General features: G+C 40.8%; 12 protein-coding genes. 10 read left to right on the top strand and 2 right to left on the bottom strand.

What is annotated here, in order from left to right; genetic code table 11:
• Positions 1–4: 4 nt before the first annotated feature.
• The 8 genes from HPC38_RS02915 to rfbA all read left to right on the top strand — a co-directional run bounded on the left by HPC38_RS02915 (position 5) and on the right by rfbA (position 9012).
• A complete protein-coding gene (locus HPC38_RS02915) occupies positions 5–1102 on the top strand; it encodes an EpsG family protein (protein WP_208119785.1) in 1098 nt (365 codons plus the stop codon).
• Positions 1102–2127, top strand: a complete 1026-nt coding sequence (locus tag HPC38_RS02910) for a stealth family protein (RefSeq protein WP_208120059.1) — start codon at positions 1102–1104, stop codon at positions 2125–2127. Before HPC38_RS02915 ends, HPC38_RS02910 begins: the two co-directional genes overlap by 1 nt.
• An 87-nt stretch (positions 2128–2214) precedes the next feature.
• Positions 2215–3315 carry a CDP-glycerol glycerophosphotransferase family protein gene (locus HPC38_RS02905; RefSeq protein ID WP_208119784.1) on the top strand — a complete coding sequence of 367 codons (1101 nt, stop codon included), beginning with the start codon at positions 2215–2217 and terminating at the stop codon, positions 3313–3315.
• Positions 3312–4676, top strand: a complete 1365-nt coding sequence (locus HPC38_RS02900) for an adenylyltransferase/cytidyltransferase family protein (protein WP_208119783.1) — start codon at positions 3312–3314, stop codon at positions 4674–4676. Before HPC38_RS02905 ends, HPC38_RS02900 begins: the two co-directional genes overlap by 4 nt.
• Positions 4676–5755 (top strand): pyridoxal-phosphate-dependent aminotransferase family protein, encoded by a 1080-nt coding sequence (locus HPC38_RS02895; protein ID WP_235977617.1) that lies wholly within the window; start codon positions 4676–4678, stop codon positions 5753–5755. The genes HPC38_RS02900 and HPC38_RS02895 overlap by 1 nt, the downstream gene beginning before the upstream one ends.
• A gap of 15 nt (positions 5756–5770) precedes the next feature.
• Positions 5771–7057, top strand: a complete 1287-nt coding sequence (locus tag HPC38_RS02890; protein WP_208119781.1) for a sugar transferase — start codon at positions 5771–5773, stop codon at positions 7055–7057.
• A 12-nt stretch (positions 7058–7069) separates the two neighbouring features.
• Positions 7070–8134, top strand: coding sequence for a dTDP-glucose 4,6-dehydratase (gene rffG / locus HPC38_RS02885; protein ID WP_208119780.1), 1065 nt, complete (start codon positions 7070–7072; stop codon positions 8132–8134).
• 8 nt (positions 8135–8142) lie between these two features.
• Positions 8143–9012 carry a glucose-1-phosphate thymidylyltransferase RfbA gene (gene rfbA / locus HPC38_RS02880; protein WP_208119779.1) on the top strand — a complete coding sequence of 290 codons (870 nt, stop codon included), beginning with the start codon at positions 8143–8145 and terminating at the stop codon, positions 9010–9012.
• A gap of 67 nt (positions 9013–9079) precedes the next feature.
• On the opposite strand, the gene sodA is transcribed toward rfbA, so the two are convergent.
• Both sodA and HPC38_RS02870 read right to left on the bottom strand, forming a co-directional pair.
• A complete protein-coding gene (sodA, locus tag HPC38_RS02875; RefSeq protein WP_208119778.1) occupies positions 9080–9700 on the bottom strand; it encodes a superoxide dismutase [Mn] in 621 nt (206 codons plus the stop codon).
• 132 nt (positions 9701–9832) lie between these two features.
• Positions 9833–12103: an NADP-dependent malic enzyme gene (locus HPC38_RS02870; protein ID WP_208119777.1), complete on the bottom strand. Its 2271-nt coding sequence runs from the start codon at positions 12101–12103 to the stop codon at positions 9833–9835.
• Positions 12104–12287: 184 nt separating this feature from the next.
• On the opposite strand from HPC38_RS02870, the gene rsuA reads away from it, so the two are divergent.
• Both rsuA and HPC38_RS02860 read left to right on the top strand, forming a co-directional pair.
• A complete protein-coding gene (rsuA, locus tag HPC38_RS02865; protein WP_208119776.1) occupies positions 12288–12986 on the top strand; it encodes a 16S rRNA pseudouridine(516) synthase RsuA in 699 nt (232 codons plus the stop codon).
• 20 nt (positions 12987–13006) lie between these two features.
• Positions 13007–14218 (top strand): Bcr/CflA family multidrug efflux MFS transporter, encoded by a 1212-nt coding sequence (locus HPC38_RS02860; RefSeq protein ID WP_235977601.1) that lies wholly within the window; start codon positions 13007–13009, stop codon positions 14216–14218.
• The last annotated feature ends 4 nt before the right edge of the window (positions 14219–14222 follow it).

Raw genomic sequence — 14222 nt, 5'->3', positions numbered from 1 at the left:
TTTTATGGAAACTCTGACTATTTATATATTTATATTGTTTTCTGCTTCTTTCTTTGGTTTTTTCTATCAAAAAATAGAAAATAAAAAGTTAGGTGCTTTTTTTGTTTCTATTTCTTTCATGATTCCATTTGTTTTTCTTGCAATTAGGTATGATATAGGTCAAGATTACCAGAATTATGTCGAGTATTTTTATAGAATTGCTAATGGAGAAAGTGTAAATAAAGAATTAGGATATATTTTTATAAATAAAGCTATTTTATATTATAATGTGGATTTTCAATGGTTTTTTGTTGTCTTGGGATTTTTATATATTTTTTTTTCATATATATCATTCCCCAAAAAATTTTTCGCAATTAGCGTTTTTTTATTTATTAGTATAACCTATTTGTATGAGGGCTTTAGCCTTGTTCGCCAAGGTGTTGCGGTAGCAATAATGGCTTATGCTTCTAGATATATTCTTGAGAAGAGATTCTTTTTATATTTAGTGTTTTCTATTTTAGCTGGTTTTTTTCATATCGCAACTGCGTTTGTTTTGTTATTATGTTATCCGATTTATAAGATAAACCTAAAACCAATAATATATGTCATTTTTATAATCTTAGCTTACTTATTTCTCAATGTATTTCATGTAATTGATCATGTTTTTAATTTGTTTTTTTTGATTTTTCCAAAATATCGATGGTACGCAGAAAGTCAATTTACTGGAAAGGCAATCTCGTATTCTGGTGTAATTGGTCCTGTAATAAAAATAACTATAGCTTGCGCTATTTTTATGTTTAAAGAAAAAATCACCACTCGATTTTCTGATGGGCTAATACATATAAATTTTTACTTTTTGTATACTATATGTTATGTTTTTCATCTAAATATGTCTATTTTTGGCAGGGTTGAGCATATTTTTATTTACTCCAGTATATTTGTGATACCTATGTTCTTATCTGTTATAACAAAGAAAAATGTTAGGTTTTTATCTTATATAATTATTTTATCTTTTTACTTATTTCTTTATGTTAGATATGTTAATAATGGGACAAAAGAAGTTGATAATGATGTTTACATAAATCCTTATCAGACAATTTTTAGTGACAATAGGAGTAAATAATGAAGATCGATTTTGTTTTACCTTGGGTAGATGGCAGCGATGAAGCTTGGTTATCAGAAAAATCTAAGTATTCTCCTAGTCAAAATAATACCTATAATGCGGGCCTGATGCGTTATCGAGATTGGGGAACGTTAAAATATGTTTTAAGGGGTATCGAAAAAAATTGTCCTTGGTATAATAAAATTTTTATTATCACTATGAATCAGTTCCCATCTTGGCTAAATCTAGATCATCCAAAAGTTAAGATCATTGACCATAAAGAGCTTTTTTATAATAAAGAGGATTTGCCGACTTTTAATTCATCGGCTATCGAGATGAATCTTGCGAACTTACCAATGCTCAGTGAACATTTTATCTATTTAAATGATGATCTTTTTATTCTCAAATCAACACCTATTGAGCGTTTTTTCAAAAATAGTTTGCCAGTTGATTTTTTTAGTCATGGTTGGCTAAAAAGAAATTATATTTTTGAGAAATTGCGCGGTATGAACACTTGGGCTCATTCTATAAAAAATAATATAAATTTAATTAACAAAAAAATTGATTTGGATAAAATTTCAAATGAAATGCTTTTTCATTCAAGTTATCCATTGAGTATAAAATTGTCTAATTTTCTCTTTAAGTATGTATATAAAAAGGTACTATGGTTAGAGCACTATCATCAACCAATGCCATATTTAAAAAGCTCGTTATGCGTCGTTCGTGAAATCTTTGAAAATGAAATGACTATATGTTCACATAATAAGTTCCGTAATAATAATGATTTAACGCAGTATATTTATCGTTATTGGAATTTAACTAATGGGATTTTTTATCCTTCTAAATTCTCTGATCATATTTACTTTAAAATAAAAAATAAAACTGATATGAATCAGTGTTTGAAAGTTATTGACGACTATAGATTTGTGTGTGCAAATGATTCTGTAGATGATACAATAGATATCAGTGAAGTTGAGGAAATAATTTCCCTCCTACAGCAAAAGCTATCTATGTTATTGCCTGATAAAGCAAGTTTTGAGATATAGTATATGATAAACAACCAATACAAGTATAATCTTAAAAGATTGATTATCTATCTTAAAGGATTTTTACCATCCTTTTTATCTTTTTTTATGAAAAAAGATAAAAGAAGAATAATTTTCAATTCGACTCGAAATGAATATTATAATTTTAATAGTAAGTACTTGTTCGAATATTTTTTAGAAAATTATCCTGAGTATGATGTTTATTATGTTATTAATGATTTCTCTAAGAGAGTAGAACTCAAGAATAATAATCCTAAATATTCTTCGCGATTTATAGAAACAGAGTCCATTAGTGGAATGTGGTTTGTGCTTAAATCATACTGTTGGGTATGTAGTGCTTTGGAATTGCCAGTAGGTGGTTTTTTCCAAAAATATACTAGAATGGTATTTCATGTTGGGCATGGTGCGTATTTTAGATCTGCAGTTTTTTTGGAAAAAGAATTACCTTTACTCAAAAGGGCATATTATAACCTAATAAAGTATAATTTCACACATCATCTTGTTACTTCAAACTATATTGCATTAAAAGCCTCTAGAATGTTTGGTTGTTCTGCTGAACAAGTCGTAGTGCTTGGTGAGCCAATGAATGACCCGGTTTTTAATTCCAATAATTTGTTTTTGGATAAAATTAAAAACAAAAATAAAAAAAATGTATTATATATGCCAACATGGCGACCAGATTCTCAGCTAAAAATTTTTCCTTTTGATGATATTAACTTGCTTAGGTTAGCTAAGGTATTAGAAGAGCATAATATTAATATTTTCTTAAGATTACATCCATCATTTGAGGAAGATTTAAGTCAATATACTAACATATCGAATAATTTTAGTATCCTTGATACTTCTATAGTTGAAGATGTGAACGAAGTTATTGGCTTTTTTGATCTTGTTATTACCGATTACTCAAGTGGTCATCTTGGCTTTTTACTCACTGAAAAACCACTAATGTTCTTGCCGTACGACCTGGAATCGTATAATTCTCGCATGGGTTTTTTATTCCCTTATGATAGTGCAACGCCAGGCCCTAAACCTAAGACTCAAGTAGAGTTTATTGAACAAATGTTGAAGTTGCTTAGTGATAAAAATTATTTTTTATCTGAAAGAATTGCTATTACTAAAATATTTCACAATTATCGTTTTAACAACTCTAAAATGGTTTCTGATTTTATAATCCGGAGCATATCATGAAAAAAATTATAACATATGGCACATTTGATATGTTGCATATTGGACATGTGAACCTTTTAACTAGAGCAAAGGCAAGAGGTGATTATCTTATTGTTGGTGTAACGAGCGATGACTATGATCGCTCCCGTGGAAAACTGGATGTTATTCAATCTCATGTTAAAAGGATGGAAATGGTCAAGGCTCTTGAGATGGTTGATGAGGTCATTCTCGAGACGCATAAAAATCAAAAACAGTATGATATTGTTAAATATGAAATAGATGAATTTGTAATTGGTGATGATTGGATTGGTAAATTTGATTATCTTAATGAATTCACAAAGGTTACTTATTTACCTAGAACAAGCGGAATTTCTAGCACAATGATTAGAAATGATTCGATCTCTACTTTAAGATTAGCTGTTATCGGCGTTAATCATGATACATTGAGATTTTTAAAAGAGTTGATTTATGTTGAACTAGTTGATTGTGTTGCTATAGTAGATAATAATGTCACTTATAATCATGAAATTTTCACAAATAAAAAATACGGTTTAGGTGAAAACGTTAAAATATTTTATTCATTTGGCGCTCTTTTGATGGAGTCTAATACCTACGATGCAGTCTATATAACAGGTGAAATTGATAATAAAGTAGAGCTGGTCAAAGATTTTTTAACAGCTGGAAAGCATGTTTTATGTGAAAATCCTTTAACTAAGTATAGTCATCAAGCTAAAGAGTTATTTGATCTGGCCAAGGATAATAAACTAATTTTATTACTCGCTATTAAAACTGCTTTTTTCCCTGCTTTTAATAAATTTATAGATGAAATTAAAAGTGGCATTATAGGCGATGTTCTTGAAGTACGTAGTACTTTTACAACACTTTATCAAGAGCGTGGTTTTTCATCATCATTTTATGAGCAGGGTGCTACGAATTTACTAATGAGTTATCCAGCTTTTGTTGTAAAAAAAATCGCTGGTCCTTATAAAGATATTATGTTTTTGCAACAAAATGATAATAAAGAGGGTTATGACATTGCTAATCGTGCAATAACACGACATGAAAATAATGTTATTGGTATTGCAACAGTAGGGATTGGGATGAAATCTGATGGTGTAACTATTGTATCAGGAACAAAAGGTTTTGCCGTAATCCCTTCTCCATGGTGGTTGCCTCGCAAGTTCTACATAAGATTTGAAGAGCCTAATAAAGAAATTAATTATGAGTATGATTTTGAAGGAGATGGGCTGCGTTACGCAATATCTGAATTTGTGTCCTTGATTAGAAATGGTGCGACTCAATCAGATAGGTTGACAATAGATGATATGCTTGAAATTGATAAAGTTACTGCAGAATTTAATAATGAAAAAGGAATTAAGTGATGATTTATGAAAATTATACTATTTTGACACCAGGTCCTGTAAAGATGTCTGACCGCACATTGACTTTAGGCGCTAAACAGGTGCCTTATTTCAGAAATCAACCATTTTCAGATGTTGTTCTTGGTTGTGAATCTTTATTACTCGAAATGGTAAACTCCCCTTCTGGTAGCAGAGCAGTCTTTTTAACGGCTTCGGGTACAGCGGGGATGGAGTCTGTCGTCATGAATTTACTTGATTCTGATGATAATGCGTTGGTGATTAATGGCGGTACATTTGGTCAGCGGTTTGTACATATTTGTAATCAATATGATATTCCATCAAAAGAAATTAATCCAAATAAAGGAAATTTATCTGATATTGATCAATGTGTTGATGGTAGTAAATACTCAGCATGTTTGGTCAATGCTCATGAGACTAGCATTGGATTGTTGTATGATCTAGAGGCTATTGGTAAATTCTGTCATAAACATAATATGTTGAATATAGTTGATGCTATTAGTATGTTTACTACTGATAAGCTTGATATGACTACACAGTTTATTGATGTTGTTATCATGAGTAGCCAAAAAGGCTTGGCATTACCGCCAGGTTTGACAGTTATTATTTTGTCTCCTAATGCTATTGAAAAATTGAATAATATTAGAGGACTATATTTTAACTTCAAACAGTATTTAAAAGATGGTGAGAGAGGACAAACGCCATACACACCAGCAGTCTCTATAATTATTCAATTATATGATCGTTTGACACAAATCAAGGAAGATGGTGGCATTGAGCAGACAATCAAAAATGCTTTTGATTGCTCTTTCTATTTTAGAGATAAAATTAAACATTTACCTTTATCTTTAAATACTGATTTTCCATCAAATGGATTAACAGCCTTAACAATGAATAGTAATCATGGTGCAAAAAAATTATTATCTTTTCTTGAAGAAAAGTATAAGATAATCGCTTGTCCTAATGGCGGTGAGTTGTCTGATATCCTTTTTAGAGTATCTCATATGGGATTTGTAAATAAAACTGATATGGAAAAATTAATCGAAGCTCTTGAAGACTTTTTTAATTCTGAAAGTGAGTAAATTAGTGTTGTAGATATGAAAATTTCTAGTGAGCTAAATCGTTATAAAAGACACAGCCGTTGGTATGAGCGTATTTTTTTCAGCACATCAGTACAGATTATTCTCATGTCCTGTATTGCTGTTGTGCTGCCTGCTATTTATTTATGGGGTGTTAACTGTTTTGTTCACCCGTCTGTGGTGCAGAGTACAAGTTTGCTGGCCAACTTTTTGGCGATTGTGTTTATCGGCTTGAGTTTACGCATTTTAATGCGCTTTCCAGGAGATAAATCCAGCAGCTTTATCTTCTCAACCGTGGCTTCGTGTTATGCCGTGATGTTGCTGATTCTTTCTGTACTGCGGTTGGATTATTCTATTAAGCTACTACTTTTTAGTGTCAGCTTGAGTTTGCTGTTTGCGTTTGCGGGGTATTTCATTGGTAAGCGGTGGATTCAGCCCAAAATTGCCTATGTGCCCTATGGTCGTATGGATATCGCGCACATCAGAGCCAATGTCCGCTGGATTAAGTTGAACACCCCTGATTTGCTCCAACGTATTGATGCCATCACGGTTGATTTGCACAGCCCTGAGCTTGATGCGCCTTGGCAGAAATTTTTAGCGCAATGCTCACTTAATGGTATACCTGTTTACAATTTCCGCCAATTGGAAGAGTCCCTAACGGGGCGTGTGAAAATCCGCCATATGTATGAAAATGAGCTTGGCTCATTGCTGCCATCACCAATTTATTCCACTATTAAACGCCTGATTGATATCGCGCTTGTGGTGATCACACTGCCTATCACGTTGCCGATTATGCTAGTGACCGCACTTTTGATTAAGGCTGAGAGTGAAGGCGGTGCGCTTTTTATTCAAAAGCGCGTTGGTCAAGGAGGCAAGGAGTTTAAGATTTACAAATTTCGCAGCATGTGTAAAGACTCCGAAAAATCTGGTGCGCAGTTTGCCTCCTCAAACGATATGCGTGTAACCCGCATTGGCAAGTTTATCCGCAAAACGCGCATTGATGAGCTGCCGCAATTTTTCAACGTGCTCAAAGGTGACATGAGCCTTATCGGCCCTCGGCCTGAGCAAAAAGTGTTTGTTGATGAGTTTGAAAAAAGTATTCCGTTTTACAGTTATCGCCATATTGTCAAGCCTGGCATTTCTGGCTGGGCGCAGGTGGTTCACGGCTATGCCGCAGACGTTAACGATACTAAGGTTAAAATTGAGCACGATTTTTATTATATTAAACATTTTTCCTTTTGGCTGGATTTGCTGATAGTATTTAAAACACTTAAAACCATGTTGACGGGTTTTGGTGCACGTTAATAAAGGTATTTTATGAAAATTCTCATAACAGGTGGTGCGGGGTTTATTGGCTCGGCGGTAGTGCGGCATGTGATTGAACACACCCAAGATGCGGTGGTGAATGTCGATAAGTTGACCTACGCGGGCAACCTTGAATCGTTGGCAGCGGTGGCGAGCAATGCGCGTTATGCGTTTGAACAAGTGGACATTTGCGATCGCCAAGCGTTAGATCGAGTGTTCGCTGAGCATCAGCCCGATTGTGTGATGCACCTAGCGGCTGAAAGCCATGTGGACCGCTCTATCGATGGCCCAGCGGCATTTATTGAAACCAACATTGTCGGCACTTATACGCTTTTAGAGGCTAGCCGTGCCTATTGGCAGGGGCTGAGTGACGAGCGCAAAGTGCGGTTTCGTTTTCATCATATCTCTACCGATGAGGTTTATGGCGATTTGGATAGTACAACCGCACTTTTCACTGAAACCACGCCTTATGCACCTAGCAGCCCGTATTCTGCTTCGAAAGCCTCGAGTGATCACCTCGTGCGTGCGTGGCACCGCACTTTTGGCCTGCCAACGCTGGTAACCAATTGTTCAAATAATTATGGGCCTTATCACTTTCCTGAGAAATTGATTCCACTGATGATTTTAAATGCGCTGGAGGGCAAGTCGTTGCCCGTTTATGGCGATGGTCAACAAATTCGTGATTGGCTGTTTGTGGAAGATCACGCTCGTGCGCTTTATACCGTAGTCACGCAGGGTAAGATAGGTGAAACCTACAATATCGGCGGGCATAACGAAAAAACTAACCTCACAGTGGTGCAAACCATCTGCCAACTGCTCGAAGAACTTGCGCCAAACAAGCCACAAGGCGTGGCGCAATACCGTGATTTAATCACCTTTGTGAAAGATCGCCCAGGGCACGATTTGCGTTATGCCATTGATGCCAGCAAAATTGCGCGCGAGCTCGGCTGGCAGCCGCAAGAAACCTTTGAAAGCGGCATTCGCAAAACGGTGCGGTGGTATCTCGACAACCCAACGTGGTGGCAACGCGTGCAAGACGGTTCTTACAGCCGTGAGCGCCTTGGTACAGCAAACTAGGAGCTAATATGAAAGGCATCATTTTGGCTGGTGGCTCTGGCACTCGCCTTTACCCGATTACTCGCGGCGTGTCGAAGCAGCTGCTGCCAGTTTACGACAAACCGATGATTTATTACCCTCTCTCAGTGCTGATGCTTTCAGGCATCCGCGAGATTTTGATCATCACCACCCCTGAAGATAATGACAGCTTCAAGCGCCTGTTGGGTGACGGCAGTGATTTTGGCATTCAGCTCAGCTATGCCGTGCAGCCTAAGCCTGAGGGGCTGGCGCAGGCGTTTATCATTGGCGAAGAATTTCTTGCGGGTGATAGCTGCTGCTTGGTGCTGGGGGATAATATCTTTTTCGGACAATCATTTACACCACTGCTGCAAAAAGCGGTGAACCGCAAAGCAGGCGCAACTGTGTTTGCCTATCAAGTGAAAGATCCTGAGCGTTTTGGCGTGGTGGATTTTGATGCAAACTATAAAGTGCGGTCAATTGAGGAAAAACCCGAAAAACCAAAGTCCAACTGGGCGGTCACAGGGCTTTATTTTTATGACAACCGCGTGGTGGATTTTGCCAAAAAAGTGGAACCCTCTGCGCGCGGAGAGCTGGAAATCACCTCGATTAACCAGATGTATCTTGATGCTGGCGCGCTGAACGTGCAACTACTGGGTCGTGGCTTTGCCTGGCTGGATACGGGCACGCATGAAAGCCTCAACGAGGCCGCCTCGTTTGTACACACCATTCAAAACGTGCAAGGCCTACAAGTCGCCTGCCTTGAAGAAATCGCTTGGCGCAACGGTTGGCTAAGCACTGAAAAAGTCCACCAACTCGCTACCGCCTTGAGCAAAAATGAATATGGGCAGTATTTGTTGCGTGTACTAGGGCAGCACTAACCGCACTTTGCATTTTAACCAACAAAAAAGCCACTTTTCAGTGGCTTTTGTCGTTTAAGTGGTGCGATTATGCGTTTTCTTCAAAACGTTTGGCGGCTTCGTCCCAGTTGACTACGTTCCAGAAGGCTTTGATATAGTCTGGGCGACGGTTTTGGTATTTTAAGTAGTAGGCGTGTTCCCACACATCGAGGCCTAAAATTGGGTAGCCTTCGCAGCCAGCAATCTCTTTGCCCATGTAGGGATTGTCTTGGTTAGCAGTGGACACTACGGCCAATTTGCCATCTTTTAACACAAGCCATGCCCAGCCTGAACCAAAACGGGTTGCGGCGGCTTTTTCAAATTCTGCTTTGAAAGCGTCCACAGAGCCGAAGTCGCGTTCGATAGCATCTTTTAATTTGCCTTGCAAAGTGGTGTTGAGTTTCAAGCCTTTCCAGAACATAGAGTGGTTAACGTGGCCGCCGGCGTTGTTGCGCAGGGCAGTGCGTTTGTCGGCAGGGATTTTGTCTAAGTTTGAAACCAGCTCGATTGGGCATTTGTCGGCCCACTCAGGCAATGTTTCCAACACCGCGTTAGCGTTGTTGACATACGCTTGGTGGTGTTTGGAGTAGTGAATTTCCATGGTTTCTTTGTCAAAGTGCGGTTCAAGGGCGTCAAATGCGTAGCCCAGTTCTGGTAGAGTATAAGCCATAATCATTTCCTTCTTGGTTTTGGTTGCTAGATAATGTGGGTTATTGTAGCAAATTTTTTGATCAAGATCATTATTTTAACAAGTTATTAAAAAAGCGTGCACAAAGCACGCTTTGGGATAGCAAAAGTGCGGTTATTTTGCTTTTACTGCGGTGAGCGCCACCATGTTGATGATCCGCCGCACGGAGGAGGTGGCGGTCAAAATATGCGCTGGCGCTTTCAAGCCCATCAGCATTGGGCCGACGGTAATTGCCGTAGTAGCGGCGCGCAAGAGGTTGTAGCTGATGCGGGCAGCTTCCATGTTTGGCATTACCAGCAAATTAGCTGGCCCTTGTAGTGGGCTATCTGGCATAATTTCTTGGCGCAGTTTTTCGTTGAGGGCAATGTCGCCGTGCATTTCGCCATCAATCACCAGCTCTGGATCGCGGTCCTTCACCAGTTGCAACACCTCGCGCATTTTCACCGCACTTGGGTTGTTGTTAGAGCCGTAGTTGGAGTTAGAAATCAGCGCCACTTGCGGCTTGATGCCAAAGCGCGCCACTTCTTCTGCCGCCATCAAGGTGATGTCGGCCAGCTCTTCGGCTGTTGGGTTTTGGTTCACGAAGGTGTCCGTGATAAACACATTCCCCATTGGCATCACCAGGCTGTTAACGGTGGCGGGCACATGCACGCCGTCTTGCAAGCCGACGATATTGACCAGCGTTTTAAGATGGTTGTTGTAGGAACCGACTAAACCACAAATCAGCCCATCCGCCTGTCCGAGTGCAAGCAAGGTTGCAGCAATGGCAGTTGGGTTGCTGCGGATTTCGTATTTCGCCAGCGCAGGAGTCACTCCGTTACGTTTGTTGAGTTCGTAATATTTTTGCCAGCATTGTTGATAGCGGTCGTCTTGTTCGATATTGACCAGCTCAAAGTCTTCACCTGCGCTGAGGTGTAACCCCAATTTTTGAATGCGTTGCTCAATGACACTTGGGCGACCAATCAATACTGGTGTTGCGATGCCAAGGGTGGCAATTTCTTGCACGGCGTGCAACACACGAGGCTCTTCACCGTCGGCGAAGAGAATCCGTTTTTTCGCCAAGCGTGCTTGCGCAAAAATCGGTTTCATAAATAGATTGGTTTTGTAAACAAATTGGGTTAAGCGTTCAATGTATAGGTTGAAATCATCAATTGGGCGTTGCGCCACGCCAGAGTCCATAGCGGCTTTGGCCACCGCAGGGGCAATTTTAATAATCAGGCGTGGGTCGAATGGTTTTGGAATGAGGTATTCAGGCCCAAAGGCAAGATCTTGGTCGCCATAGGCGCTGCTAACCACTTCGTTTTGCTCTGCGTGCGCAAGCTCAGCAATGGCTTTCACGGCGGCAAGTTTCATCTCTTCATTAATGGCGGTTGCGCCCACATCCAACGCCCCACGGAAGATAAATGGGAAACACAAGACATTATTCACTTGATTTGGGAAGTCAGAGCGGCCTGTGCAGACAATCGCATCAGGGCGCACAGCTTTGGCTTCAGGCGGCAAAATTTCAGGGTCAGGGTTGGCGAGCGCGAGAATAATTGGGCTTTTCGCCATGGTTTTGACCATCTCTTGAGTGAGCGCGCCAGCCGCCGAGCAGCCCAAGAAAATGTCGGCATTTGGAATGGCGTCGGCCAAAGTGCGGTTGCCATTGTCGTCAATGGCGTAGAATTTTTTGGTTTCGTCCATGCGATCATAGTCTTGGCGCTGTTTGTAGATCACGCCTTTGGAGTCACACACGGTAATGTGTTCTTTTTTCATGCCTAATGCAAGGAGTAAGTTTAAGCATGCAATGGCTGAGGCGCCCGCGCCTGAGACGACGAGTTTCACATCCGCAAATTCTTTATTGACTACGCGCAAGCCGTTGAGCACGGCGGCAGCACAGATAATGGCGGTGCCGTGTTGATCATCGTGGAAGACAGGAATATTCATTTTCTCGCGCAGTTTTTTCTCAATATAAAAACACTCTGGTGCTTTAATGTCTTCAAGGTTAATCCCGCCAAAGGTTGGCTCAAGGGAGGAGATGATGTCGATAAGTTTATCAGGATCGCGTTCGTCAATTTCAATATCGAACACATCAACGCCTGCGAATTTTTTAAACAACACGCCTTTGCCTTCCATCACAGGTTTGCCAGCTAGTGCGCCAATATTGCCCAATCCTAAGACAGCGGTACCGTTAGAAATTACAGCTACTAAATTGCCACGTGCGGTGTATTTGTACGCCGCCAAGGGATCGTCTTTAATTTCTAAACAGGGAATGGCTACACCAGGAGAGTAAGCCAGTGCCAAATCGCGTTGGGTAGCCAGTGATTTAGTTGGAGTAACTTCAATTTTGCCTGGAACAGGGAATTCGTGAAAATCAAGTGCCGCTTGGCGAAGTTGTTTATCCATTATAAGCTCCTTTAATGTGGCTGGATGCCAGCCGATTGCATAGCGAATGACTCAATTATACCCCTTTGCACCGCACTTTTAAGGACGGAGATAGAACTCTGTGAAGCAGCACACAAAAAATTTGCGCTTTATGTTCGTTCATAACAGGTTACAATGGGTTTTTGAGCAAAAAAGGACAGTAAAAGTGCGGTTAGATAAATTTTTATCCAAGCAGACAGGGTTGAGTCGCTCGCAAGTGACGAAAGTGTTGCGTGCAGGCTCGGTGGAAGTTAATGGCGAGATGTGTAAATCGGGTGCGGCGCAAATTGGCGAGCAAGATTGCATCACGTATGAAAAAAAACAGTTGCATTGGGTGCAACAAGGGCAGTATATTATGCTGAACAAACCTTCAGGTTATGTCTGTTCCCACGATGGAGCAGATTATCCAACCGTTTATCAATTTTTTGATCACCCCTTGCGAACCACCTTGCATTGCGCAGGGCGCTTGGATATGGATACAACAGGCTTGGTCTTGTTGACCGATGATGGTCAATGGTCGCACCGCATCACATCACCCAAACATGATTGTGCTAAAACCTATTTGGTCAGCCTTGCCGATCCGATTGAGCCTGACTATGAGCAGCGCCTCGCGAAGGGCATTTTGCTGCGTGGTGAGAAAACGCTAACTAAGCCTGCACATTGTGAAATCATCGATGATTACACGCTTAACTTAACGATTAGCGAAGGGCGTTATCATCAAGTGAAACGGATGTTTGCCGCACTGGGTAACAAAGTGATCGGCTTGCATCGCTGGCGCATTGGTACGCTAGTGTTAGATGAGCAGTTGGCAGAGGGCGAATTTCGCTCACTCACTCCTGAGGAATTACAACGTTTTCAAGAATAATAACAAGATAAGGATACTCAATGAATCAAATGACACCTCAGTCGTTGGCTGATATGGGCAAAAGCCCGATATTTATCATTATTTTAGGCACAATGGCCATGCTCACCCCGCTGGCGGTGGATATGTACCTGCCCGCGTTTTTAGATATCGCGCGCGATCTCCACGTCAATGCTGAAAAAGTGCAAAACACGCTAGCACTCTTTACCATTGGCTTTGCCACTGGCCAGCTAATTTGGGGGCCGTTGGCAGACAGCATTGGGCGCAAGCCTGCCATTATTATCGGCACATTTGTCTTTGCCCTGACCGCACTTTGGCTCACGCATATCAGTGAAATTCACAATTTCTTAGCGCTTCGCTTTATTCAAGGCTTTTTCGGGGCGGCACCCGCGGTGGTGTTGGGAGCATTACTGCGGGATCTGTTTTCTAAAAATGAATTTGCTAAGATGATGTCGCTGGTGATGCTGATTTCCATGATTGCCCCCTTGCTTGCACCCTTTTTAGGCGGCTATATCGCGAAATTTTTCCATTGGCATGCCATTTTTTATGTATTGATGGTCGCGGGTTTGCTGAGCTGCGTACTGGTAGCGTGGAAGATTCCTGAGTCACATCCAAAAGAGAAGCGAGTGCCGTTGAGTTTGCGCATTGTGTTGCGTAACTTTGCTTCACTGGTGCGTGTACGCGCAGTCGTGGGTTATGTGTTGTGTACGGGCTTTTCTTTTGCGGGCATGTTCTGTTTTTTGACCTCTGGTTCGATTGTGTATATCGACATCTACGGCGTGGCACCTGAGCATTTTGGTTACTTTTTTATTTTGAATATGCTGGTGCTCATCACATTTACCATGATCAACTCCCGCGTGGTGGGCCGCTTTGGTGCGGAGAATATGCTGCGCTTTGGGCTCACCTTGCAGTTTATCGCAGGCTGTTGGCTGTTTGTAACCGCACTTTTTGATCTTGGATTTTGGTCAATGGCCATTGGCATCGCCTGTTATATTGGTATGATTTCCATGATTAGCTCCAATGCAATGGCCGCTATTCTTGATCGCTTCCCGCATGTGGCAGGCACCGCAAATTCCCTTGCAGGCACCATTCGTTTCGGCATGGGGTCGATTGCGGGGATATTGATTGCGCTTGTGCCCGTTACCAGTGGGCGGCCGATGATGATCGCCATCTTCTGCTGTGTTTTGTGCGCAGCGCTGAGCCATTTCTTTTTAAGTTATAAAACGAAAATGTAAAGTG

The sequence above is a fragment of the Spirabiliibacterium pneumoniae genome (assembly GCF_014884995.1).
In the GTDB taxonomy this organism is placed as follows: Bacteria; Pseudomonadota; Gammaproteobacteria; order Enterobacterales; family Pasteurellaceae; genus Spirabiliibacterium; species Spirabiliibacterium pneumoniae.
This window is presented reverse-complemented; position numbering and strand designations above follow the sequence as displayed.

Excerpts from the sequence above, each read along its gene's own strand:
- HPC38_RS02915 (WP_208119785.1), top strand. The coding sequence starts at position 5 with ATGGAAACTCTGACTATTTATATATTTATATTGTTTTCTGCTTCTTTC.
- HPC38_RS02910 (WP_208120059.1), top strand. The coding sequence starts at position 1,102 with ATGAAGATCGATTTTGTTTTACCTTGGGTAGATGGCAGCGATGAAGCT.
- HPC38_RS02905 (WP_208119784.1), top strand. The coding sequence starts at position 2,215 with ATGAAAAAAGATAAAAGAAGAATAATTTTCAATTCGACTCGAAATGAA.
- HPC38_RS02900 (WP_208119783.1), top strand. The coding sequence starts at position 3,312 with ATGAAAAAAATTATAACATATGGCACATTTGATATGTTGCATATTGGA.
- HPC38_RS02895 (WP_235977617.1), top strand. The coding sequence starts at position 4,676 with ATGATTTATGAAAATTATACTATTTTGACACCAGGTCCTGTAAAGATG.
- HPC38_RS02890 (WP_208119781.1), top strand. The coding sequence starts at position 5,771 with ATGAAAATTTCTAGTGAGCTAAATCGTTATAAAAGACACAGCCGTTGG.
- rffG (WP_208119780.1), top strand. The coding sequence starts at position 7,070 with ATGAAAATTCTCATAACAGGTGGTGCGGGGTTTATTGGCTCGGCGGTA.
- rfbA (WP_208119779.1), top strand. The coding sequence starts at position 8,143 with ATGAAAGGCATCATTTTGGCTGGTGGCTCTGGCACTCGCCTTTACCCG.
- sodA (WP_208119778.1), bottom strand. The coding sequence starts at position 9,700 with ATGGCTTATACTCTACCAGAACTGGGCTACGCATTTGACGCCCTTGAA.
- HPC38_RS02870 (WP_208119777.1), bottom strand. The coding sequence starts at position 12,103 with ATGGATAAACAACTTCGCCAAGCGGCACTTGATTTTCACGAATTCCCT.
- HPC38_RS02860 (WP_235977601.1), top strand. The coding sequence starts at position 13,007 with ATGAATCAAATGACACCTCAGTCGTTGGCTGATATGGGCAAAAGCCCG.